Here is a 22,121-nt window from a genome sequence, read left to right on the forward strand (position 1 = left end):
CCTATGGGCAACGGATTAGGGTGATCGCGTGGCGAGAGTGCGGCTGGGCGTGGCGGAGCGGCGGGCGGAGTTGCTGCGCGCCGCCGTGGAGCAGATCGAGGCGCGGGGCGTGGCGGCGGTCAGGATCGCCGACGTGGCCTCGGCGCTCGGGGTGAGCAACGCCCTGGTGCTCTATCACTTCTCGACCAAGGAGAAACTGGTCGCCGCCGCGTTCGCCTTCGCCGCCGAGGACGACCTCGCGCATCTGCGCAAGCTGCTCGGCCGCCGTACGACCGCGCTGCGCCGGCTGCGGGCCGCGGTGCGCTGGTACGCGCCGACCGGGCCGGCCAAGGGCTGGCGGCTGTGGATAGAGGGCTGGGCGGCGGCGCTGCGTGAACCCGCCCTCCTGGACGTCACGCGGGATCTCGACCGGCAGTGGAAGCAGGCCCTGGCCGAGGTCGTCGCCGAGGGGGTGACCGCGGGCGAGTTCCACTGCCCGGACCCGAGCGCCGCGGCCCTGCGCCTCACGGCCCTCCTCGACGGCCTCGCCGTACAGATGACGGCGTACGCGGGAGCCGTGTCCCGGGCGCGCGCCCTGGAGTGGGTCGACGAGGCGCTCGCCCGTGAACTGGGGCTGGACCGGGCCGCGTTGACGACGCCCTGACCGGTCTCTCCGTGGAGACCCGGTTCACTTCGCGGGCCGTGACGACGGCGCCCGTGGCACGCACCGCGCCAGGAGCGACCGCCGCGTCCGCTCGCCTCTCCTCAGGCCACTATCCCGATCCGCATCTTGATGGCGTCGGGCGACAGCGCGCCCTTCGCCTCCACGTGGTCGCCGGAGGACTCGCCGCGCAGACGGCGTCCGATCCACGGCACCAGGTACTCGCGCGCCCAGTGGACGTCGTCGCGCCGGATGTCGAGCGGGCCGCGCGGCGGCAGCGGGGGCCAGGGCTGGTCCGGGTCGGCCGGGACGTCGACGCCGAGGACCTGTCCGGCGCGGAGCGCCACGCGCGTGTGCCCCTCGGGAGAGAGGTGCAGCCGGTCGCCGTCCCAGGCCCGCCGGTCCTGGATGGTCTTCAGGGACCACAGGTCGAGCACCGGGCAGCCGTAGCGGTCGGCGATGGCCCGGACGTGGCCGTTGTAGGTGGCGATCTTGCCGCGCAGGTGCTTGAGCACGGGCACGCCGCGGGTGTCGAAGCCGGTCGTCACCATGACGGTGCCGACGGCGCCGGTGAGGTCGGCCACCGCGCGCTCGAAACGCTCGGCAACCTCGTCGGGGTCGGTGCCGGGGCGGATGATGTCGTTGCCGCCCGCGCAGAAGGAGACCAGGTCGGGGCCGATCTCCTTGGCCCGGGTGAGCTGGTCGGCCACGATCTGGTCGAGCAGCTTCCCGCGCACGGCGAGGTTGGTGTACGCGAAGTCGCCCTCGGGCCGGCGATCCGCGAGCAGTACCGCGAACCGGTCGGCCCAGCCGACCATCGCACCGTCGGGCCCGGGGTCGCCGACGCCCTCGGTGAAGCTGTCCCCCACCGCCACGTACGACCCGATCACTGTTCTGCTGTCACTCTTCGAATCGTTAGCCACGGCAACCATAATTCACCCTTGGCTGTGACCTACGCGATCGTAATTAGGGGTTGACGGGCGGTGAGATAAGCCACTTGTAAAGGGTTGTCCAAAGTCGGAATAACTCTCTGACCAGGGTCGTTGACGCCGGAACTGCCCTACGCCGAAGGCCGGACCCGGGGATAGAGGTCCGGCCTTCGGTGATGTGGGGGCCTGGCGTCGGGCCTGATGTCAGCCGACGGTGACGCCGTGCGAGCGGAGATAGGCGACCGGGTCCACGTCCGAGCCGTAGTACGGCGTGGTCCGGATCTCGAAGTGCAGGTGCGGGCCGGTCACGTTGCCGGTCGCCCCGGAGAGGCCGATCTGCTGGCCCTCGGTCACGGTCTGGCCGGCCGAGACGGAGAGCTGCGACATGTGGGCGTACTGCGAGTACTGGCCGTCCGCGTGCCGGATGACGACCTCGTTGCCGTAGGCGCCGTCGTAGGCCGCCGAGACGACCGTGCCCGCGGCGATCGCCTTGATGGTGGTACCGGTCGGGACGACGAAGTCGACGCCGGTGTGGTAGCCGCTGGACCACATGCTGCCGGCGACGCGGTAGCCGGTGCCGATGGTGGCGCCGGTCACGGGAAGGCCGTAGCCGGTGGAGGTGCTGGTGGTGTCGGCGCTCTGCGTGGCAGACGACTCCTTCGAAGAAGAAGACGACGAGGACGAGGAGGACGATGTGCCGGACGACGTCGACGACTTGGTCGTGTCCGTGCCGCTCGTCGCGGCCTTCTCACCGAGGGAGAGCTTCAGGCCCGGGTGGATCAGCGACGGGTTGCCGCCGATGGCTTCGCGATTGTCCTGGTAGATCTTCTTCCAGCCGCCGGTGACGTCCTGCTCCTCGGCGATCTTCGAGAGATAGTCGCCCGACTTCACCGAATACGTCGTGACGCGCGCCGACTTGGCGGCGGTGGACTTCTCGCTCGCCGTCTTCTCGGCCGCCGGAACGGACTGAACCGCCTTTTCCGGAGCGGACGTCGTGGTCGCGGCATGGGCGCCGGTGGCTCCCATGAGCGGAAGGGCGAGTGCCGCGCCGCCGGTTCCGGCGACGGCTATCGAACGGGTGAAGCGCTGGGGCTTCGGGCGGCGGTGTTTACCCTTCGCGGGCATGACGAATTCCTCTCCGGCGCCTGCGAGGTGAGCTGTCGGGTTCGGGCTGGAGATGCCCGGCCGCGCCCGGAGCGCGGCTTGACCCCAAGCCCGTTCCGGAGACCGGAACAGGCGTCTTACCTGTGGGTCCCCCGCTCCTGCCGCATACGGGTGAGTGGATGCGAAGTCCGGTCGGCGGCAGGACTGGGCGTCCGTCCGGATTGGTGGCGAACGTAAGCGAGGAAGACGCAAAGGGACAAGCAGGAGGTTCCACGGATTTGCGTTTCTTGTGATCCCCTGTGGGAATTCACCGTCACCCTCCGTGAATTCCCCCGGGACTCCGTCCGTCAATTCCCCTGCAAAAGCACGTCAATTACGTGAACATGACGAACGACGTACGGTCACGAATATGACGCTGCTCACGTACCCGACTCTCAGCTTTCTTTTTCCCAGGGCGAGTTGGAACGAAGGTTGCAATTGGGACAGAAGGATCAGATGCGACGCAGCCGGAGAACCGTCGCATCAAGGTCACCGCGCAGGCCGGTCCGCAATCCGTGGTGCAACAGCACGGCCCCTCGGTGGACTTCGCCCGTTTCGAGGCATTCGTACGATGCTGTCGGGTCAAGCCCACGCAGCCGGAGCGCCGGGAGGGGCTCGCCGTAGTGCTGCGCCTGGAGGAGGGCGAGGACGACGGTCTCGTCACCGCGGACGTACTGCACGGCGCTGAGCCCTCCGGTCGGCGGGCGCAGGCGGTGCAGGTCGCCGTGCTGCACGAGGGGCCGGATCTCCTTGTAGAGGTCCACCCAGCGGCGGGCCTCGGCGAGTTCCTCCTCGGTCCACTCCGAGAGGTCGCCGCCCACGCCGAGCACGCCGGCCATGGCGCTCACGAACCGGAAGCGCAGGCTGCTGACCCGGCCGTTGAGCTGGGTGTTGGGGCTGTCGGTGACCCAGGCGGCCATCACGCGCGCGGGGTGGATCTGGCTGAAGCCGTGCTGGATGGCGAGCCGGTCCAGCGGGTCGGTGTTGTCCGAGGTCCACACCTGGTCCGTGCGGCTCATGATGCCGAGGTCGATCCGGCCGCCGCCGCCCGAGCAGGACTCGAAGGCGACACCCGGGTGAGCCGCCCGCAACCGGTCCAACAGGCCGTACAGGGCGCGCACATGGTCGACCCATAGGCGCTGCGGGTAGGCCTCGCCCGGCCAGCCCGCGTCGGTGAAGCAGCGGTTGAAGTCCCACTTCACGTAGTCGATCGGGGCGCTGGAGAGGAGCCCGTCCAGCTGCTCCCACAGGTACTCCTGAACGTCCTCGCGGGCGAGGTTCAGGACGAGCTGGTTGCGGAACTCCGTCCGCTTGCGTCCCTCCTGGTACTGCACCCAGTCGGGGTGCGCGCGGTACAGGTCGCTGTCCGCGTTGACCATCTCGGGCTCGACCCAGATGCCGAACTGCATGCCCAGGGCGTGCACCCGGTCGGCGAGGGGCTTGAGCCCGGCGGGGAAGCGGTCCGGATTGGGCGTCCAGTCGCCGAGCCCGGCACGGTCGCTGGTCCGGGCGCCGAACCAGCCGTCGTCCACCACGAACAGCTCGACCCCGACCGCCGCCGCCCGCCGCGCGAGCACCTCCTGCTGGTCCTCGGAGATGTCGAACTGGGTGGCCTCCCAGGAGTTGTAGAGCACCGGCCGGTCCTGGTCCGCGTCCGGGATGACGTACGTCCGCTGGTACGTGTGCCAGGTGCGGCTTGCGCCGCCGTGGCCGGTCTCGCTCCACAGGCCGGCGAAGACCGGGGTCGTGAAGGACTCCCCCGGCGCCAGGAGCAGCAGCCCGGAGTCGTCGTACCCGGCGCCCCCGGTGATCTGCACGCGCGCGTCCGGGAGCTGGGCCACGGCGAGCCGCCAGGACCCCGACCAGGCGAGGGCGCAGCCGTAGACCTCGCCGCGTTCCTCGGTCGCGTCGGTGTCGAGGGCGACCCAGGGGAGGTGCTGGTGTCCGGTGTGGCCGCGGCGGCTGCCGATGACCTTCTCACCGTAGGTGAGGTCGGAGCGCACCAACCGGGACTCGGCGGCCCACCGCCCGTGCAGCTGCGACAGCCGCCAGCCCTCGCGCTCGGGCAGCGTCCAGGTGGCGGAGTCGGCGCGCAGCAGCTCCAGGGGCTCGGCCCCGTCGTTGTCGAGGGTCGTCCAGCGCTCGACGACGTCGCCGCGCGTCCGGTAGTGCAGCGTGATCGCCAGTCCGCCGTCCCGGAAGCGCAGCCGCAGCTCGTCGTCCTCGGTGTCGTACCGCTCGAAGGTCCACTCCGTGCCGCGGCGCTCGGGCGTGCGTACGGAGAGGGCGGGGCGGGCGAAGCGGGGGCCGCCATCGACGGGGTACTCCTCGCGGCCGTCGAGCTGCGACTCGAAGGAGGAGGCCCCGGGCAGCGGGCGGGCCGCCAGCTCCTCGGCGTCGGCGAGTGCGATCGCGGGGCCCCAGTGCAGGTGGAGCAGCTCGTCGTGCTCGGTGAGATGGACGGCATAGCTGCTCGTCGGGCCCGACAGCACCCATGTACGGCCGTTCTCGGCGATCTCCAACATCAAGTCCCTCACAGATTCGAACAAGTCCGCTCAAGCACCAACATCATCAACGGCGCGGGGCCTGCGAGGCAACGCCTGTGGACAACTCATTGCCTGGGGAACCCATGTCGTATCGTCGAGAACGTGCCCGCCGGTGAGCCGCGTCGTCGGGCCGAGTGGGAGGGAGTCCTCGTGACGCAGCAGATTCCGTCGACCGAGCCGGAGTTGTCCGGAGTGCGCAATTTCCGGGATGTGGGCGGACTTCCGACCGTGGACGGACGCCGGGTGCGGCACGGGGTGCTGTTCCGCAGCGGCCACCTCGCGCACGCGACGGAGGAGGACGCCGTGTTCCTCGGCTCGCTGGGCCTGCACACGATCTTCGACTTCCGCAACGCGTCGGACCAGAAGCTGGAGGGTCCCGACGTCGAGCTGCCGGGTGTGCGCAATGTGAATCTGCCGCTGAGCGACCCGGCGGACGGCTCCGAGTTCTGGAAGATGGTCCGCGACGGCGAGATGGAGCAGCTGCGCGAGATCCTCGGCGACGGCAAGGCCGCCGCCCGCATGATCGCGTCGTACCGCACGATCATCAAGGAGCGCACCGCCGAGCACTCCCAGGTGCTGCGCTCCCTCGCGGACGACAGCGTCCCGGCGCTGATGCACTGCGCGGCGGGCAAGGACCGCGCGGGCCTGTCGATAGCCGTGACGCTGCTCGCCCTGGGCGTGGAGCGCGAGGCGATCGTGACCGACTACCTGGAGTCGAACGCGAAGCACCGGCGTTACAAGGTGCGCCGCAGCAGTTCCTCCGCCGCGGGCTACTCCCCCGAGGTGATGGAGCTCCTCAGCCCCCTCTTCGACGCCCGCGCCGAGTATCTGACGGCGGCCTTCGAGACGGTCGAGGAGACCTGGGGCGGCGTGGACGCCTACCTGGAGCAGGGCCTCGGGGTCACCCCGGAGATCCGGGAGCGGCTGCGCGAGCGCCTGCTGGACTGAACCGGCCGAGGCGGCCGGCCCGGCTGGACGGACTTCCGTCGCGGGCTACTTGGCGCCCACGGAGAACAGCAGGTAGATGAAGGCCGCGAAGAGGTGGCCCACGGCAATGTAGATGATGAGCCGAATCCACAGGGCGCGGGGGAACTTGTCCTCGATGTTGTTGCCGCTCATGATGTCTCTCCGGTGATCGGGCCCAGGCACAGGGTGGCCGTGGGGCTCTGGAGCAGGGTGTGGACGAACAGGACCTCGACGCCGTCCTCGTCGGCCGCGGCGAGGCGGTGCGGGGTCAGCGAGTCGAAGTGGGCGCTGTCGCCCGGCGCGAGGATGTGCGCGGTGTCGCCGAGGCGCAGCCGCAGCCGGCCGGCGAGGACGTAGAGCCACTCCTCGCCAGGGTGCACGCGCACGATGTCGCCCTGGGAGCCGTGCGGGATGCGGACGCGCAGGGACTGCATCCCGCGGCCGGGGGCGCCGGCCTGCCAGTAGGTCCAGCCGCCCGCGCGGGTCGGTTCCATGTCGGCGGCGCGGACCACGGAGTCCCGGTCGGTGGCCGTCTCGCCGAGCAGATCCGAGACTGTCGTACCGTAGATACGGGCGAGCGCGAGCAGCATCGGCAGCGAGGGCTGGCGCTGCCCGGTCTCCAGACGGGAGAGATGGGCGGGCGAGAGCCCGGCGGAGCGGGCGGCGGCCTCCAGGGTGAGGGAGGCGCGGCGGCGCAGCGCGCGGAGCTGTGGTGCGACGGTGGTCGGCAGGTCTTCGGTCGGCCCGGCCGACGGTTCCGGCCCGGTCTCGGAGGAGCTCATGCCCTCCATTCAGCCGGACTTTTGCCCCTGCGGCAAATTTCTTGCCTCAGGGGCAAAAACCTCCCGGCGCCCACTCCGCGGGCTCGGCGCGGCCCCCTACCGGTTGGCCACCGCCTGCTTCACCAGCGTCTTGCTGAAGTCCCACATCAGCCCGCCGCCACTGTGCGCGTCGTCCATCACGGCGGTGAACGCGTCCACGAACCGGTCCACCTCGCGCTCGCCGATGACGAGCGGCGGGATCAGCTTGATGACCTCCAGGTGGTCGCCGGAGACCTGGGTGAGGATGCGGTGCCGCTGGAGCAGCGGTACGACCACCATCTGCGCGAACAGGCCCTTGCGCGCGGCCTGGAGCATGGTCCAACGGCTGCGCAGCTTCAGCGACTTGGGCCTGCCGAACTCGATGCCGATCATCAGGCCCCGGCCGCGGACATCGGCGAGCAGCTCGTACGTGTCGACCAGTGCGGCGAGCCGGGACCTCAACTGGTCGCCGGTGGCACGGGCGTTGGCGACGACCTGCTCGTTCTCCATGACGGACAGCACGGCGAGGCCGGCCGCCATGGCCTGGGCGTTCGCCCCGAAGCTCGCCGAGTGGACCAGCACGCGGTCCATGGACGAGTAGACCTTCTTGAAGATCCAGTCCTTGCCGAGGGTGGCGCCGACCGGCACATAGCCGCCGGAGAGCGCCTTGGCCACGCAGACGAGGTCGGGCTCCACGCCCTCCTCGTGCTGGTAGGCGTAGAAGTCCCCGGTGCGTCCGAGGCCGGTCTGCACCTCGTCGGCGATGAGCAACGCCTTGTGCTGGTGCAGGAGTTCCTGCGCGGCGCGCAGATAGCCGGGCGGCGCCTCGTGGACGCCCTTGCCCTGGATCGGCTCGACGACGAGCGCGGCGACGTCGCCCTTCTTCAACTCCCGTGCCAGGGCGTCGAGATCGCCCAGCGGTACGGCAGTGTCGGGCAGCAGCGGGGCGAAGCCGTCACGGAAGCCGTCCTCGCCGTTGACCGAGAGCGAGCCGGTGGTCAGGCCGTGGAAGGCGTGGTCGCAGTAGAGGACGCGGGGTTTCCCGGTGGCGTAGCGGGCGAACTTGAGCGCGGTCTCGACCGCCTCCGTGCCGCTGTTGCCGAAGAACACCCGGTCCAGGTGCGGGCTGTGGGTGAGGAGTTGCTCGGCGAGCAGGCCGGGCAACGGCTGGCAGTCGAAGCGGGTGAGGTCGGCGAGCTGGGCGTCGAGGACGTCGTGCACCGCCTTGCGGACGACGGGGTGATGGCGGCCCAGGCCCATCACCCCGAACCCGGCGAGCATGTCGAGGTAGTCGTTGCCGTCGGCGTCCCAGAAGTAGGCGCCCTCGCCCCGCTCGTAGACCTTGTCGAAGCCGATGGTGTGGAGCATGCGCGGGAGCTGGTGGTTGAGGTACTTGGCGTGCAGCTCGTAGCGCTCGGCTCCGCGCTCGGCCAGCAGCGCGGTGAGGTCGAACTCCTTGGTCATTCGGGTTTCTCCTTGGCTGTGCCGGCGTTCGTGTCCTTGACCGCCAGGCTTGCGCTGATCCGTCCGGCGACCTCGACGGGTGTGAGGCCGATGTCGGCGAGCACCTCCCCGCGTTTGGCGTGCGCGAGGAACTGGTCCGGGATGCCGAACCGCCGTACGGGGACGTCGACTTCGGCGTCCCCGAGCGCCAGCGCCACGGCGGCGCCGACGCCGGAGGCGCGGCTGTTGTCCTCCACGACGGCGACGAGGCGGTGCTCTGCGGCGAGGCCGGGGAGCGCCGGGTCGACGGGCTTGACCCAACGGGGGTCCACGACCGTGCAGTTGATGCCCCGCGCTTCGAGGAGTTCGGCGGCCTGGAGGCAGACGGGCGCCATCACCCCGACGGCGACGAGCAGCACCTCGGGGGTCTCCGTGGCGCGGTGCAGGACGTCGAGGCCGCTCACCCGGTCGATCGCGGGGATGTCCGGTCCGACCGACTCCTTCGGGAAGCGGACGAGGGTCGGCGCGTCGTCGACGGCGACCGCTTCCCGGAGCTGGGCCCGGAGCTGGCCGGCGTCACGCGGGGCCGCGATGCGCAGCCCCGGCACGACCTGGAGGATGGACATGTCCCACATGCCGTTGTGCGACGCCCCGTCGACTCCGGTCACTCCGGCGCGGTCCAGGACGAACGTGACCCCGCAGCGGTGCAGCGCCACGTCCATCAGGAGCTGGTCGAAGGCGCGGTTGAGGAAGGTTGCGTAGACGGCGACGACGGGGTGCAGTCCGCCGGTCGCCAGGCCCGCCGCCGACACCGTCGCGTGCTGCTCGGCGATGCCCACGTCCCACACCCGGTCGGGGAACCTCGCGGCGAACTTGCCGAGGCCGACCGGGTGCAGCATGGCCGCGGTGATGGCCACGACGTCGTCGCGTTCCTCCCCGATGCGCAGGATCTCGTCGCCGAACACGCTGGTCCAGGACGGGCCGTTGGAGGGTGCGAGGGGTGCGCAGGTGAGGGGGTCCATCACGCCGACGGTGTGGAAGTGGTCCTCCTCGTGGGCGAGGGCAGGCTCGTAGCCGCGGCCCTTCTCCGTGAGGCAGTGGACGAGGACCGGGCCGTGGAAGCGTTTCGCGCGGCGCAGCGCGGACTCGACGGCGCCGATGTCGTGTCCGTCGATCGGGCCGACGTACTTGAGGCCGAGGTCCTCGAACATGCCCTGCGGGGCGAACGCGTCCTTGAAGCCCTTCTTCGCGCCGTGCAGCGACTCGTAGAGGGTGTTGCCGACGACCGGGGTGCGCAGCAGGACGCGCTTGCCCCAGGCGAGGACCTGTTCGTAGCTGTCGGTCGTGCGCAGGGTGGCCAGGTGGTTGGCGAGGCCGCCGATGGTGGGCGCGTACGAGCGCTCGTTGTCGTTGACGACGATGATCAGCGGCCGATCCTTGGCGGCGGCGATGTTGTTCAGCGCCTCCCAGGCCATGCCGCCGGTCAGCGCGCCGTCGCCGATGACCGCGACGACATGGCCCTTCTCGCCCTGCACCTGGTGGGCCTTGGCGAGGCCGTCGGCCCAGCCGAGCGCGGTGGAGGCGTGGCTGTTCTCGATGACGTCGTGCTCGGACTCCTCGCGTGAGGGGTAGCCGGACAGGCCGCCCTTGCCCCGCAGCTTCGAGAAGTCCTGACGGCCCGTCAGCATCTTGTGCACATAGCTCTGGTGGCCGGTGTCCCACAGGATGCGGTCGGCCGGGGACTCGAAGACGCGGTGCAGCGCGATGGTCAACTCCACCACGCCCAGGTTGGGTCCGAGATGACCGCCGGTCCTGGCCACCGCGTGGACCAGGAACTCCCTTATCTCTTCGGACAGTTCGCCGAGTTCCGCCTCGGACAGCGACTTCAGGTCGCGTGGTTGGCGGATGCTCTCCAGGATCGTCACGTCGGGCCCCCTTCGGTCCGTGCTGTTCAGCTCACGGTGACGGCCGGCTCCCCCGCCGCGACGCCGTCCTGCTCCATCTGTTCGGCGATCTTCATCGCCTCCTCGATGAGGGTCTCCACGATCTTCGACTCGGGCACGGTCTTGACGACCTCGCCCTTGACGAAGATCTGACCCTTGCCGTTGCCGGAGGCGACCCCGAGGTCCGCCTCCCGCGCCTCGCCGGGGCCGTTGACGACGCAGCCCATGACCGCGACGCGCAACGGCACCTCCATGCCCTCCAGGCCCGCCGTGACCTCGTCGGCGAGCTTGTAGACGTCCACCTGGGCCCGCCCGCAGGACGGGCACGACACGATCTCCAGTCGGCGGGGCCTGAGGTTCAGCGACTCCAGGATCTGGAGGCCGACCTTGACCTCCTCGACCGGCGGGGCGGACAGCGACACCCGGATGGTGTCGCCGATGCCCTCGCCGAGCAGCGCCCCGAAGGCCACCGCCGACTTGATCGTGCCCTGGAAGGCGGGACCGGCCTCGGTGACCCCGAGGTGCAGCGGATAGTCGCTCTGCGCGGCCAGCTGCCGGTAGGCGTTGACCATCACCACGGGGTCGTTGTGCTTGACGGAGATCTTGATGTCGCGGAAGCCGTGCTCCTCGAAGAGGGACGCCTCCCACAGGGCCGACTCGACGAGCGCCTCGGGCGTCGCCTTGCCGTACTTCTGGAGCAGACGACGGTCCAGGGAACCGGCGTTGACCCCGATCCGGATCGGCGTGCCGTGGTCCTTCGCGGCCCGCGCGATCTCCTTGACCTTGTCGTCGAACTGCTTGATGTTGCCGGGGTTCACGCGAACCGCCGCGCAGCCCGCCTCGATCGCGGCGAAGACGTACTTGGGCTGGAAGTGGATGTCCGCGATCACCGGGATCTGCGACTTGCGGGCGATGGTCGCCAGCGCGTCCGCGTCGTCCTGCGTGGGGCAGGCGACGCGGACGATCTGGCAGCCGGACGCGGTGAGTTCGGCGATCTGTTGCAGGGTGGCGCCGATGTCCGACGTACGCGTCGTGGTCATCGACTGGACCGAGACGGGGGCCCCGCCCCCGACCGCCACCGGCCCGACCTGGATCTGCCGCGACACTCGTCGCGCGGCGATCGGCCGGACCGGCATCTCGGGGACGCCCAGGGACACTGCGGTCATGGCGTCAGTCGCGGTTTCCGGCGACGGTCTCGCGCATGGCCCGCAGGGACTCCTTGAGGGAGCCCATGGTGGCGAGGACGGCGGTGGGCTCGTAGCCGCAGTGCGCCATGCAGTTGGCGCAGCGCGGGTCCTTTCCGCGGCCGTACTTGTCCCAGTCGGTCTCCTCGATCAGCTCCCGGTACGTCGGGACGTACCCGTCGCTCATCAGGTAGCAGGGGCGCTGCCAGCCGAAGAGGGAGTAGTTCGGGATCGCCCAGGCCGTGCACGGGAAGTCGACCTTGCCCTCCAGGAAGTCCAGGAAGAGCGGCGAGTGGTTCAGCCGCCACTTGCGGCGGTTGCCGCCCGCGAAGGCCTTCTTGAACAGCTCGTGGGTCTGCGCGACACCCAGGAAGTGCTCCTGGTCGGGCGCCTTCTCGTAGGCGTAGGCGGGCGAGATCATCATCTCGTCGACCTTGATGTCGTCGTTGAGGAAGTTGAGCACCTCGATGATGGTCTGCGGGGTGTCCGTGTTGAAGAAGGTCGAGTTCGTGGTGACCCGGAAGCCGCGCTTCTTGGCCTCCTTCATCGCCTCCACCGCCTCGTCGAACACACCCTCCTTCGCGACCGACTCGTCGTGCCGCTCACGCAGCCCGTCGATGTGCACCGCGAAGGCGAAGTACGGCGAAGGCGTGAACTTGTCCAGCTTCTTGCGGAGCAGCATCGCGTTGGTGCAGAGGAAGACGTATTTCTTCTTCGCCACCAACTGCCGCACGATCTCGTCGATCTGAGGGTGCATCAGGGGTTCGCCGCCCGCGATGGACACCATCGGCGCACCGGACTCGAGCACCGCCCCGACGGCCTGCGCCACCGGCATGCGCTGCTTGAGCACGCCCGCCGGGTGCTGGATCTTGCCGCAGCCCTCGCACTTCAGATTGCATGCGAAGAGAGGTTCCAGCTCCACGATCAGGGGGAACTTGTCCCTCTTGCGAAGCTTCTGTTCGGCCAAATATGTAGCGACCTTGATGGACTGGCGCAGCGGCATGGCCATCTGGCTCACCTCCGGGGGAGCAGCAAAGAACGGTGCCATTCGAAAAAAACAGGAAGAACGGATCGAAGAACGCGGAAAGCCGATATTCCACCGCGCACCGTGCCGATCCGGACGAGTTCATGTTCAGGAGCGTCCACGACCACCCGTACGGCCGCAACCGGGCGCGCGCCCGTACGCACGGCGCTCAGCAGCGTGGCCGCCGACTCCATGTCGACCGCGATCGCGCCGGTCGCGAGCAGATCCGACCGTTCCTGTCCGCGGACGATGTGATCGGAGCCGGTCAGGGGGCCGGTGTGGACGGCACGTCCGGGCAGCGCCCGGGCGAGCTCCTTGACGAGCAGTTCGGTACCGACGCACGGAACGGTTCCGCGCGCCTCCCTGGTCTCCTCGGCGACCACGAGGTCGCCGGGGTGCATACCGGGGGCGAGTCCGGCGCAGAAACCGGTGGCCAGTACGGCGGCCTCCGCCAGCGCCGGGTCGGCGAGGCGCCGGGAGACGGCCTCCTCGGCGGCCTGTGGCCCCATCCCCGTCCTGAGGAAGGTGACCGGCCCGCCGGCGCCGGAGCGGTCGCCTGCGCGCAGGGCGAGGCGCTCGATGCCGAGCGCGCAGGCGATCAGCAGCGGCGTTCCGGCGGGCTGTGAACTCATCAGCCCCCCTTGGCCGGGGAGAACGCGGGCTGGGAGAACGGTTCTCCATGGACGAAGCGGCCGAGCGCGGTGAGCGGGAAGACCTGCCGGTAGAGGTGGTAGTTGATGGAGAAGTCCCACGGGAAGCCCGTGCCGGTGAAGTAGGGCTCGTCCCACGACCCGTCCTCCCGCTGGGTCGCCGCGAGCCACGCCACACCGCGCTCCACCGCCTTGGAGTCCCGCTCCCCCGCCGCGAGCAGGGCCATCAGCGCCCAGGCCGTCTGCGAGGCGGTCGAGGCGCCCCGGCCGCTCCACTCCTTGGCGTACTTGTAGGAGCGCAGGTCCTCGCCCCAGCCGCCGTCGTCGTTCTGGACGCTCTCCAGCCAGGTGACCGCGCGCCGGATCGCCGGGTGCGAGCCGGGGAGCCCGGCCGCGGCGAGTGCCGGTACGACGGACCCGGTGCCGTAGACGTAGTTGACGCCCCAGCGGCCGAACCACGAGCCGTCCGGCTCCTGTTCGGCGAGCAGCCACTCGATGCCGCGCCGGGTGCGCGGGTCGTGGGCGAGGCCCTCGACGGCGAGCATCTCGACGACATGCGCGGTGACGTCCGCCGACGGCGGGTCGATGACCTCGCCGAAGTCGCAGAACGGCAGCCGGTTGGGGAACGGGCTGGTGTTGTCGACGTCGAAGGCGCCCCAGCCGCCGTTCTTCGACTGCATGCCGAGGTTCCAGCGGACCGCGCGTCCGGCGGCCCGGTCCAGACGCTCCGGGTCGTGATGTCTGACCCTGCGCAGCGCGAGCACCACCTCGGCGGTGTCGTCGATGTCGGGGTAGTTGTCGTTGTGGAACTCGAACGCCCAGCCGCCCGGCGGCAGTTGGGGCCGCTTGACCGCCCAGTCGCCGGGGCGGACGATCTCCTCCCCGAGCATCCAGTCGGCGGCCTTGACCAGTTGGGGGTGGTCGGCGGGCACTCCCGCGTCGGCGAGCGCGATGGTCGCCAGGCAGGTGTCCCACACCGGGGACTGGCAGGCCTCGATCATCCGGGCCCCGTCCTCGCGCCAGACCGCGAACCGGTCCAGCGACTCGAGTCCCGCGCGCATCACGGGGTGTTCGAGGTCGTAGCCCAGCAGATGCAGGGCGATCACCGAGTACACGGCAGGCGGCTGGATGCCGCCCCAGCAGCCGTCGTTCTCCTGCCGCTCGATGATCCAGCGGGCCGCCGCGTTCATCGCGGACCGGCGCAGCTTGCGCGGGGCGACCTTGCGGTAGAGGTGCAGCGCCTTGTCGATCCGCTGGAAGGCACCGTCCCAACTGGCCACCGGCGCAAGGGGCTTGACCGGGTTCGGATGGTCCGGGTCGGTGTGCAGTTCGTCGAGCGGGAAGGGCGCAGGCCGCACCGGCCGCTTCGCGGAGACGACCGTCAGCGGCACGATGGTCTGCCGGGCCCAGCATCCGAAGTCGTAGATGTTGAGCGGCACCCAGGTCGGGAAGTACAGGAGTTCCGGCGGGAGTTCGGGCAGGTCGTCCCACTTCCACCAGCCGAACAGCGCGAGCCAGATCCGGGTGAAGACGCGGGCCGAGGCGATGCCGCCCCGCTCCCGGACCCAGGCGGACGCCTTCGCCATGTGCGGGGCGTCCGGCGCGTCCCCGGCCAGCCGCAGGGCGACGTACGCCTCGATGGTGGTGGAGAGTTCACCGGGTCCGCCGTAGAAGCTCGCCCAGGTGCCGTCCTCGCGCTGTTCGCCGCGGATGAAGAGTGCGGCGGCCTGGGTCGTCGACTCCTCGCGGATGCCCAGGAACTGACGGAGCAGCAGATCCTCGGCGTCCATCGTGACGTTCGTCTCGAGGTCGCCCTTCCACCAGCCCTGCGCGTCCTGCTGCGCGAGGAGGAAGTCGGTGGCGCGTTGTACGGCGTGGGCGGCGGCGTCGTGCACCCCGGCCGCCACGGGGGTGTTGATGTCGGTTTCGCTGGCCGCGGCAACACGGGGAGGCATGGCCCCGGTGCTTCCGTCGGTCGTCGCTGTCATGGCTTCCCCTTCGTGCAGTGGCATGTCTCTGCTGTGGGTCCGCCGTCGGCCGGTGCTCGTTCGTTCGCAGCACCGGCCGGCGACTACGCGAGGGCTATTCGACCGATAGTGATCATCTCTTTCGTACGACGACGAAGTCCGCGAGCGCCGTGAACCGTGCCCGAACCCGGTCGGGCATGTCGATGGCGTCGAGGACCTCGATGGCGATGGTGTGCTGACGGCGTGCCTCTTCGGCGGTCCACTCGCGGCCGCCGGCCTCCTCGATGAGCGCGGCGCGGGCCGCGAACTCCTCCTCGGAGAAGTTCTCGAAGTCGCTGCTCTTGGCGTCGGCGGCGAGGATCTCGCCGAGCCGGTCCGAGGCGGGTCCGCCCGCCGCGAGCGCCGCCACCACGGGCAGGGACTTCTTGCGCTGGCGCAGATCGCTCCAGGTCTGCTTCCCGGTGGCATCCGGGTCGCCCCAGATGCCGAGGAGGTCGTCGACGGCCTGGAAGGCCAGGCCGAGGTGGTAGCCGTACTTCTCCAGGACGTCGGCGGTGCGGTCGTCCGCGCCGCCGAGCACGGCCCCGATGGAGGAGGCGCAGGCGAGCAGGGCGCCGGTCTTGTTGCCCTCCATCTCCAGGCACTCCTCGACGCTGACGCGGTCGCGGTGCTCGTAGGAGATGTCCTGCGCCTGGCCGTCGATGAGGGCGCGGGTCGCGGTGGTGAGGCGGCGGGTGGCGCGGCCGGCCTCGACGGTGCCGAGCTCCAGCAGGACCTCGTTGGCCAGCGCGAAGAGGGCGTCGCCGACGAGGATGGCCTGGGCGGGGCCGTGCACCTTCCACACGGTGTCGCGGTGGCGGCGCTGCTCGTCGCCGTCCATCAGGTCGTCGTGCAGCAGCGAGAAGTTGTGGATCAGCTCGACGGCGACGGCGCCGGGGATGCCGGTCTCCGGCGCGGCGCCGGTGACCTCGGCGGAGAGCACGGCGAGCGCAGGGCGTACGGCCTTGCCGCCGTCGCCGGCCGCCGGGTTGCCCTCGGCGTCGATCCAGCCGAAGTGGTAGGCGGCGACGGTGTCCATGGGGGGAGCCAGCCGGTCCACGGCCGCCCGCAGCACCGGTGTGGCAAGGGTCCGGCCGCGCTCCAGGAGCGCGGACACGTCCACCGCGTCGGCAGCCGTCTCGGCCGGGGGCACAGTGGGCACAGTCTCTCCTCTTGTCGCGCTACCGAAGGTGCGGGGGTCGCCTGCCGCCTGCTGATCGAGCATCACGCCGCCTCCTCGAACTCGAAGAGATGGCGGGGGCGGGGCCGGCCCAGGGCGGCGAGGGCGGCGTCCGCCGCGCTCACCCCACTGCGGACCGCACTCTCCATGGTCGCGGGCCACCCTGTGGCGGTCCACGCTCCGGCCAGGTACAGGCCGGGGGCCTTGGTGCGGGCGCCGGGCCGCAGCCGTCCGACGCCGGGGGCGGGAGCGAACGTCGCCGTGCGCTCCCTGGTCACGAAGAAGTCCTTCACCTCGGCGCCGCGCGCACCGGGCAGCAGCCGCTCCAGTTCGGGGAGGTAGCGCTCCCGCAGCGCCGCCACGGGCTCGTCGATCTCGTCGTGCACGGCGGACTGGGACAGCGCCAGGTACTGGCCGTCCTTCAGCCCGGACGCGTCGGTCCGGTCGAACACCCACTGCACCGGGCTGCCCAGCGCCGCGAAGAACGGGCGGGCGAGCACCTTGCGGTCGTAGACGACATGGACGTTCAGGATCGGCGCGGTGTCGATGGCGAGCAGCCGGCCGGGGTTGTCGAGGGCGCCGTCGGGGAGCAGTTCGTGGGCCTCGCGCTGCGGTACGGCGAGCACGACGCTGTCGGCCTCGATCGTCTCGCCGGGGCACTGAACGCTCCAGCGTCCGTTCCCGTCTGTAGAGATGGAGGTGACGCGTGTACGGACTTCGGTGCGCACGCCCGCGGAGTCGAGCGCCCTGCGGGCGAGCCGGTCGTGCAGTTCGCCCAGCGGGACGTGTGCCCAGCCGATGTCGGCCGCGCCCGGGTCGGAGAGCAGACCGGTCTTGAACACCATCGCGGCCAGGGCGAGTGAGGAGTCGCCCGCGACCGCGTTGAGGGTGGCGACCCCGACCAGGTCCCACAGTGCCTCGACGGCACGCGCCGACTGGCCGTGCGCGGTGAGCCAGCTGCCGAAGTTCTGCGCGTCCAGGGCCGGATCGGCGAGATCGAGCCCTTTGAGCGCGAGCGCGGCACGGCCCACTCTGGCGCGTTCGGCGAGCGAGAGATGCGGGTACGTCGCGAGGCTGCGCCCGAGATGCAGCGGCACGGGCAGCGCGTCGCGGCGGAGTCTGCCGAGCCGGCGTCCCTCGGGGCGGTTCACGTCGAGTACGGGCACGTCGAGACGATCCTGCAGCGGAGCGAGCGCGGCGCCCTCGATGCGGTCGAGGAACCAGCGGTAGGCGGTGCAGCAACGCAGGTAGACATGCTGGCCGTTGTCGACGGTCAGGTCGCCGCGCTGGAAGGAGAAGGCGAGTCCGCCGAGGCGCGGGCGGCCTTCGAGCAGGGTGACGCGGACTCCGGCGTCGGCCAGCGCGAGCGCGGTGGTGATGCCGGCGAGTCCGCCGCCGACGACGACGGCATGCCGGCCGGCCTGTGCCGTCGCCGGATCGGCGGGCAGCCCGTCGGCCCGCGTCCCGTCGCTCATCGTGCACTCCCCCCTGCGCGCCCGCCGAGGCACTCGAACCAGCCACGGCGGACCGTTTCCGTCAGGGACGCCGCACCGCACCGGAGGGTTGCCTGCCGCATCTCTCCGGTGACCTCACCCTGGCCCACTCCGTCCATCAGGCGCGCCTCCTGAGAGTCCTCCGCGAGACGTGCCGGGCGTCCAGTCCGGACAGGCCGCGCACCGCGACGTAGGCCTTCTCGCGGCCGGGCAGGGAGACGCGGCCGCGCAGGACGGCCTCCGGCTCGCGCTCGATGCGGTCCAGCAGGCGGCGGTAGATGCCGGCCATGGCGGCGACGCAGGCGCCGCTGCGGCGGTCGAGCATGGGGAGCAGCCGGTAGCCCTCGGCGAAAAGAGTGCGGGCCCGTCGCACCTCGAAGTGGACGAGACCCGCGAAGTCGGAGCCCTCGGGTGGCGTCGGCCCGTCGAACCCGGCCGAGCAGCCGAATTTCGCGAGGTCGTCGGCGGGCAGATAGATCCGGCCGCCCTCGGCGTCCTCGCGGACGTCTCTGAGGATGTTGGTGAGCTGGAGCGCGAGCCCCAGCGTGTCGGCGTACTCCGGGGCGCGCTCGACGCCGCGCGCGCCGGGCTCGGTGCCGAACACGCCGAGCGAGAGCCGCCCGATCGCGCCCGCGACACACCGGCAGTAGACCTTCAGGTCGTCCCAGGTCTCGTAGGTCTCGCCGCGTACGTCCATCAGGACGCCGTCGATCAGTTCGTCCAGGCCGTCCAGCGGGACCGGGAAGGCCCCGGCCGTGTGCGCGAGGGCGACCGCGACCGGATCGGTGTCGTCCTCCTCGACCTCGCCCTCGCGGACCCGGGTGAGCAGCGCCCGGGTGTCCTCCAGGCGGGCCGCCTTCACCTCGGTCTCCAGCGTGCCGTCGCCGATGTCGTCGACACGCCGGGAGAACGCGTACAGCGCCGACATGGCCCGACGCTTGGGCGCCGGGAGCAGTCTGATGCCGTAGGCGAAGTTCCGTGCCTGTTGTCCGGTGACGGCCTCGCAGTAGCTGTAGGCGGCGAGTACCGGCGCGGACATGTGCGGTGCAGACTCCACGGTCCGGATCACCCCTCTCCTCGCAGAGTCACGCCCACCTCACGCAGCAACTGGATCTTGCCGGGCTTCGGCGGGCCGGGAAGTACGTCGTATTCGGCGGCGGCGATCGCCCGGATCGCCGCCCTCCCCCCCGCCACGAACCCCGCGAGCAGCAGCTTCAGTCTGCCGTGGACGCTACCCACCAGGGGGGCGCCTTCATTCAGGAGATCGCGGGCGCGTTCTGCTTCGTATGCAACCAGTGCGCGCACCGATGCGCCCGCGGAGGGCGTGGCGAGATCCGCTTCCTGGACGTGAAAGCGCTTCATGTCCTGGGCGGGCAGGTAGATGCGGTCGCGGCCGAGGTCCTCGGTCACGTCCTGCAGGTGTTCGACGATCTGAAGTGCGGTACAGATCGCGTCCGACAGCCGGACCCGCTCGGGGGTCTCGGTGCCGGTGACGCCGAGGACCAGGCGGCCGACGGGGTTGGCGGACAGCTCGCAGTAGGCGAGGAGGTCATCGTAGGTCTCGTAGCGCGTGACGAGCTGGTCCTGGCGGTTCGCGGCGATCAGGCCGAGGAAGGGCTCGGGGGTCAGCGCGCGGCGGCGGACGGTGGGCTGGAGGCGGCGCAGCAGGGGGTGGCCCGGGGTGCCGTCGAAGACGCGGTGGAGGTCGGCCTCGAAGGCGTCGAGGAGGACCAGGCGGTCCTCGGCCTCCGCGGGTGCAACGCCGAGCAGCCGGGCGTCGGCGCCGCCGGGGGCCAGGTCGCCGTCGCCGATGTCGTCGACGAGACGGGCGAATCCGTACACCGCCATGAGATCGGTGCGCCAGGCTCGGGGCAGGAAGAAAGGCGCCACGGGGAAGTTCTCACCCGCGGCCTTGTCGAGTGTGCCGCGCTCCGGATCGCCGGTGCCGGCAATCCCGCTTCCCGTCACCGCTCACTGCCAGGGGCGGGGACGGCACATGCTTCGGTGAGCTGGGGAGTTTCCGTAGCCATTGCCGTCACATCTCCCGTTCTACACTGCCGACCCAATACACACTATTTCGGACACGCCGCCCGGACGTCCGCACGGATACCCGAAGAAGGGTGTCGCGCATTATCGCCCCACTTGCCGCTATTCGGCACCGGTACAGCTTACGTTGTACAACGCAGCGAGCTTCCTCGGGGTGTCCTGCACATCACAACAACACACCGATTGGCGTCAAGATTCCTTGGGCCGGGCCGAGTTGACGTTTCCTTTGCAGACGCGGGGCCCCGCCGGAACAGTTCCGGCGGGGCCCTGGGAAGCGTTATGGGCTTTTGCGGCCCCTATGCGGGCGCACTACTTGCCCGTGAACTTCTCGTACTCCTTGAGAACCTCGTCGGTCGGGCCGTCCATCCGGAGTTCGCCCCGTTCCAGCCACAGCACACGGTCGCAGGTGTCGCGGATCGACTTGTTGTTGTGACTGACGAGAAACACCGTGCCCGCGGACTTCCTCAGTTCACGGATGCGCTCCTCGGAGCGGACCTGGAACTTGCGGTCACCGGTGGCCAGCGCCTCGTCGATCATCAGGACGTCGTGGTCCTTGGCGGCGGCGATGGAGAAACGCAGCCGGGCCGCCATGCCGGAGGAGTAGGTGCGCATCGGGAGGGTGATGAAGTCGCCCTTCTCGTTGATGCCGGAGAAGTCGACGATCTCCTGGTAGCGCTCCCTGACCTGCTCGCGGGACATCCCCATGGCGAGACCGCCCAGGATGACGTTCCGCTCGCCGGTGAGGTCGTTCATCAGGGCCGCGTTCACGCCCAGCAGGGACGGCTGGCCGTTGGTGTAGACCCTGCCCTTCTCGGCCGGGAGGAGGCCCGCGATGGCGCGCAGCAGGGTCGACTTGCCGGAGCCGTTCGACCCGATCAGGCCGACCGCCTCGCCGCGGTAGGCGACGAAGGAGACGCCCTTGACGGCGTGCACCTTGCGCACCCCGCGCTCCTCGCCGCGCTTGACTATGCGGCTGAGGGCCGACGTGGCGCTGCCCTTGCCGGTCTTGGCGCCGTGCACGCGGTAGACGATGTGCAGTTCGTCCGCGACGACGGTGGGAATCAGGTCCCCCGGCTTCCGGTCCGTCAGGTTCTGCTCGATGTTCTGCTCAGCCACGGCCGTACCTCTCCTCCGCCTTCCAGAAGTACACGAAGCCGCCGGCGAACAGGACCACGGCCCAGAAGGCGGCGATGGCCCACACGTGCGGCGGCAGGTTCGACGCGCTGTAGCCGTCGATCAGCGCGAAGCGCATCAGGTCCATGTAGACGGCGGCCGGGTTCACCTGGAGCAGCCGGACGAACACCTCGGAGCGGCCCTCCATCATCGTGCTGATGGAGAACATGACGCCCGACGTGTACATCCAGGTGCGCAGGATGAACGGCATCAGCTGGGCCAGGTCCGGAGTCTTGGCGCCCATCCGCGCGACGATCAGCGCGAGCCCGGTGTTGAAGAGGAACTGGAGCAGCAGGACCGGGACGATCAGCAGCCAGGACAGGCTCGGGTAGCTGCCGAAGCCGATGACGATGATGAACAGCACGGTCATCGAGAACAGCAGCTGCTGGAGCTGCTGGAGCGCGAAGGAGATCGGCAGCGAGGCGCGCGGGAAGTGCAGCGCGCGCACCAGGCCGAGGTTCCCGGAGATCGCCCGCACGCCCGCCATGACCGAGCTCTGCGTGAAGGTGAACACGAACACGCCCGTGACCAGGAACGGGATGTACACGTCCCGGGACATGCCCCGGGACGCCTTCAGGATGACGCCGAAGATGAAGAAGTACACGGCCGCGTTCAGCAGCGGGGTGGCCACCTGCCAGAGCTGCCCGAGCTTCGCCTGGCTGTACTGGGCCGTCAGCTTCGCCTGGGAGAAGGCCAGGACGAAGTGCCGGCGTCCCCAGAGCTGCCGGACGTACTCGGCGAGTCCGGGGCGGGCACCGCTCACGGTCAGCCCGTACTTGGCGGCGAGCTGTGCCGCCGTGAGGCCTGCGTCGGGCGACGGACGCGGGCTCACCGCGATTCCGCCGTCATGCGTTGTCTCACTCAAGAGTGGAAGCCCTCATCTTTGGATGCGTCTTACGATCGTCTTGCGTTCGTCTTACGGAATTCTGCTACAGAACGCGACACGTATCCGCCG

Annotated in this window: 20 protein-coding genes and 1 riboswitch; of the genes, 2 read left to right on the top strand and 18 right to left on the bottom strand. The window is 70.2% G+C overall.

The window, feature by feature from the left end:
- The first annotated feature begins 28 nt into the window (after positions 1–28).
- Positions 29–643: a TetR/AcrR family transcriptional regulator gene (locus tag ACIRB1_RS02900; protein ID WP_352181098.1), complete on the top strand. Its 615-nt coding sequence runs from the start codon at positions 29–31 to the stop codon at positions 641–643.
- Positions 644–744: 101 nt separating this feature from the next.
- Here the strand turns inward: ACIRB1_RS02900 and ACIRB1_RS02905 are convergent, their stop codons facing one another.
- The 3 genes from ACIRB1_RS02905 to ACIRB1_RS02915 all read right to left on the bottom strand — a co-directional run bounded on the left by ACIRB1_RS02905 (position 745) and on the right by ACIRB1_RS02915 (position 5,237).
- On the bottom strand, positions 745–1,530 hold the full coding sequence (locus ACIRB1_RS02905) for an SGNH/GDSL hydrolase family protein (protein WP_403464892.1): 786 nt from the start codon (positions 1,528–1,530) through the stop codon (positions 745–747).
- A gap of 243 nt (positions 1,531–1,773) precedes the next feature.
- Positions 1,774–2,694 (bottom strand): peptidoglycan DD-metalloendopeptidase family protein, encoded by a 921-nt coding sequence (locus ACIRB1_RS02910; RefSeq protein ID WP_403464346.1) that lies wholly within the window; start codon positions 2,692–2,694, stop codon positions 1,774–1,776.
- Between the two features lie 4 nt (positions 2,695–2,698).
- A riboswitch (cyclic di-AMP (ydaO/yuaA leader) is annotated at positions 2,699–2,861 on the bottom strand.
- A 303-nt stretch (positions 2,862–3,164) separates the two neighbouring features.
- Complete coding sequence (locus ACIRB1_RS02915) at positions 3,165–5,237, bottom strand: alpha-galactosidase (protein WP_403464347.1); 2,073 nt, start codon at positions 5,235–5,237, stop codon at positions 3,165–3,167.
- Between the two features lie 171 nt (positions 5,238–5,408).
- Here ACIRB1_RS02915 and ACIRB1_RS02920 point away from each other — a divergent pair, with 171 nt between their 5' ends.
- A complete protein-coding gene (locus ACIRB1_RS02920; protein WP_403464348.1) occupies positions 5,409–6,206 on the top strand; it encodes a tyrosine-protein phosphatase in 798 nt (265 codons plus the stop codon).
- 45 nt (positions 6,207–6,251) lie between these two features.
- Here ACIRB1_RS02920 and ACIRB1_RS02925 read toward each other — a convergent pair whose 3' ends face one another.
- The 15 genes from ACIRB1_RS02925 to ACIRB1_RS02995 all read right to left on the bottom strand — a co-directional run bounded on the left by ACIRB1_RS02925 (position 6,252) and on the right by ACIRB1_RS02995 (position 22,031).
- Complete coding sequence (locus tag ACIRB1_RS02925; protein WP_266766518.1) at positions 6,252–6,377, bottom strand: DUF6126 family protein; 126 nt, start codon at positions 6,375–6,377, stop codon at positions 6,252–6,254.
- Positions 6,374–7,006 (bottom strand): helix-turn-helix domain-containing protein, encoded by a 633-nt coding sequence (locus ACIRB1_RS02930; RefSeq protein ID WP_403464350.1) that lies wholly within the window; start codon positions 7,004–7,006, stop codon positions 6,374–6,376. The genes ACIRB1_RS02925 and ACIRB1_RS02930 overlap by 4 nt, the downstream gene beginning before the upstream one ends.
- Before the next feature lie 96 nt (positions 7,007–7,102).
- Positions 7,103–8,488 carry an aspartate aminotransferase family protein gene (locus ACIRB1_RS02935; protein WP_403464351.1) on the bottom strand — a complete coding sequence of 462 codons (1,386 nt, stop codon included), beginning with the start codon at positions 8,486–8,488 and terminating at the stop codon, positions 7,103–7,105.
- Positions 8,485–10,392 (bottom strand): 1-deoxy-D-xylulose-5-phosphate synthase, encoded by a 1,908-nt coding sequence (dxs, locus tag ACIRB1_RS02940; protein WP_403464352.1) that lies wholly within the window; start codon positions 10,390–10,392, stop codon positions 8,485–8,487. The genes ACIRB1_RS02935 and dxs overlap by 4 nt, the downstream gene beginning before the upstream one ends.
- 26 nt (positions 10,393–10,418) lie before the next feature.
- The gene (gene ispG, locus ACIRB1_RS02945) at positions 10,419–11,576 is read right to left on the bottom strand and encodes a flavodoxin-dependent (E)-4-hydroxy-3-methylbut-2-enyl-diphosphate synthase (RefSeq protein WP_352181091.1); all 1,158 of its coding nucleotides are present in this window, start codon (positions 11,574–11,576) and stop codon (positions 10,419–10,421) included.
- A gap of 4 nt (positions 11,577–11,580) precedes the next feature.
- Positions 11,581–12,603, bottom strand: coding sequence for an adenosyl-hopene transferase HpnH (gene hpnH, locus ACIRB1_RS02950; RefSeq protein WP_352181090.1), 1,023 nt, complete (start codon positions 12,601–12,603; stop codon positions 11,581–11,583).
- 5 nt (positions 12,604–12,608) lie between these two features.
- The gene (locus ACIRB1_RS02955; RefSeq protein ID WP_352181089.1) at positions 12,609–13,250 is read right to left on the bottom strand and encodes a 1-hydroxy-2-methyl-2-butenyl 4-diphosphate reductase; all 642 of its coding nucleotides are present in this window, start codon (positions 13,248–13,250) and stop codon (positions 12,609–12,611) included.
- On the bottom strand, positions 13,250–15,256 hold the full coding sequence (gene shc / locus ACIRB1_RS02960; protein WP_403464353.1) for a squalene--hopene cyclase: 2,007 nt from the start codon (positions 15,254–15,256) through the stop codon (positions 13,250–13,252). The genes ACIRB1_RS02955 and shc overlap by 1 nt, the downstream gene beginning before the upstream one ends.
- Positions 15,257–15,368: 112 nt before the next feature.
- Positions 15,369–16,499 carry a polyprenyl synthetase family protein gene (locus ACIRB1_RS02965; RefSeq protein WP_352181087.1) on the bottom strand — a complete coding sequence of 377 codons (1,131 nt, stop codon included), beginning with the start codon at positions 16,497–16,499 and terminating at the stop codon, positions 15,369–15,371.
- Positions 16,499–17,929, bottom strand: coding sequence for a hydroxysqualene dehydroxylase HpnE (gene hpnE / locus ACIRB1_RS02970; RefSeq protein ID WP_352181086.1), 1,431 nt, complete (start codon positions 17,927–17,929; stop codon positions 16,499–16,501). The genes ACIRB1_RS02965 and hpnE overlap by 1 nt, the downstream gene beginning before the upstream one ends.
- Complete coding sequence (locus ACIRB1_RS02975) at positions 17,926–18,066, bottom strand: DUF6380 family protein (protein WP_403464354.1); 141 nt, start codon at positions 18,064–18,066, stop codon at positions 17,926–17,928. The genes hpnE and ACIRB1_RS02975 overlap by 4 nt, the downstream gene beginning before the upstream one ends.
- A complete protein-coding gene (hpnD, locus tag ACIRB1_RS02980; RefSeq protein ID WP_352181085.1) occupies positions 18,066–19,016 on the bottom strand; it encodes a presqualene diphosphate synthase HpnD in 951 nt (316 codons plus the stop codon). Before hpnD ends, ACIRB1_RS02975 begins: the two co-directional genes overlap by 1 nt.
- Positions 19,013–19,915 carry a squalene synthase HpnC gene (gene hpnC / locus ACIRB1_RS02985; RefSeq protein WP_352181084.1) on the bottom strand — a complete coding sequence of 301 codons (903 nt, stop codon included), beginning with the start codon at positions 19,913–19,915 and terminating at the stop codon, positions 19,013–19,015. Before hpnC ends, hpnD begins: the two co-directional genes overlap by 4 nt.
- A 387-nt stretch (positions 19,916–20,302) precedes the next feature.
- Complete coding sequence (locus ACIRB1_RS02990) at positions 20,303–21,109, bottom strand: ABC transporter ATP-binding protein (RefSeq protein WP_403464355.1); 807 nt, start codon at positions 21,107–21,109, stop codon at positions 20,303–20,305.
- A complete protein-coding gene (locus ACIRB1_RS02995) occupies positions 21,102–22,031 on the bottom strand; it encodes an ABC transporter permease (RefSeq protein ID WP_352181082.1) in 930 nt (309 codons plus the stop codon). The genes ACIRB1_RS02990 and ACIRB1_RS02995 overlap by 8 nt, the downstream gene beginning before the upstream one ends.
- Between the last annotated feature and the right edge of the window lie 90 nt (positions 22,032–22,121).

This window comes from Streptomyces sp. NPDC096013 (assembly GCF_044763565.1).
Classification (GTDB): domain Bacteria; phylum Actinomycetota; class Actinomycetes; order Streptomycetales; family Streptomycetaceae; genus Streptomyces.

Bases quoted from the DNA above. Each gene is read 5' to 3' on its own strand.
- ACIRB1_RS02925 (WP_266766518.1), bottom strand. From the start codon at position 6,377: ATGAGCGGCAACAACATCGAGGACAAGTTCCCCCGCGCCCTGTGGATT.
- ACIRB1_RS02930 (WP_403464350.1), bottom strand. From the start codon at position 7,006: ATGAGCTCCTCCGAGACCGGGCCGGAACCGTCGGCCGGGCCGACCGAA.
- shc (WP_403464353.1), bottom strand. From the start codon at position 15,256: ATGACAGCGACGACCGACGGAAGCACCGGGGCCATGCCTCCCCGTGTT.
- ACIRB1_RS02915 (WP_403464347.1), bottom strand. From the start codon at position 5,237: ATGTTGGAGATCGCCGAGAACGGCCGTACATGGGTGCTGTCGGGCCCG.
- hpnH (WP_352181090.1), bottom strand. From the start codon at position 12,603: ATGGCCATGCCGCTGCGCCAGTCCATCAAGGTCGCTACATATTTGGCC.
- ispG (WP_352181091.1), bottom strand. From the start codon at position 11,576: ATGACCGCAGTGTCCCTGGGCGTCCCCGAGATGCCGGTCCGGCCGATC.
- ACIRB1_RS02965 (WP_352181087.1), bottom strand. From the start codon at position 16,499: ATGCTCGATCAGCAGGCGGCAGGCGACCCCCGCACCTTCGGTAGCGCG.
- ACIRB1_RS02935 (WP_403464351.1), bottom strand. From the start codon at position 8,488: ATGACCAAGGAGTTCGACCTCACCGCGCTGCTGGCCGAGCGCGGAGCC.
- hpnE (WP_352181086.1), bottom strand. From the start codon at position 17,929: ATGAGCGACGGGACGCGGGCCGACGGGCTGCCCGCCGATCCGGCGACG.
- ACIRB1_RS02975 (WP_403464354.1), bottom strand. From the start codon at position 18,066: ATGGACGGAGTGGGCCAGGGTGAGGTCACCGGAGAGATGCGGCAGGCA.
- ACIRB1_RS02910 (WP_403464346.1), bottom strand. From the start codon at position 2,694: ATGCCCGCGAAGGGTAAACACCGCCGCCCGAAGCCCCAGCGCTTCACC.
- ACIRB1_RS02955 (WP_352181089.1), bottom strand. From the start codon at position 13,250: ATGAGTTCACAGCCCGCCGGAACGCCGCTGCTGATCGCCTGCGCGCTC.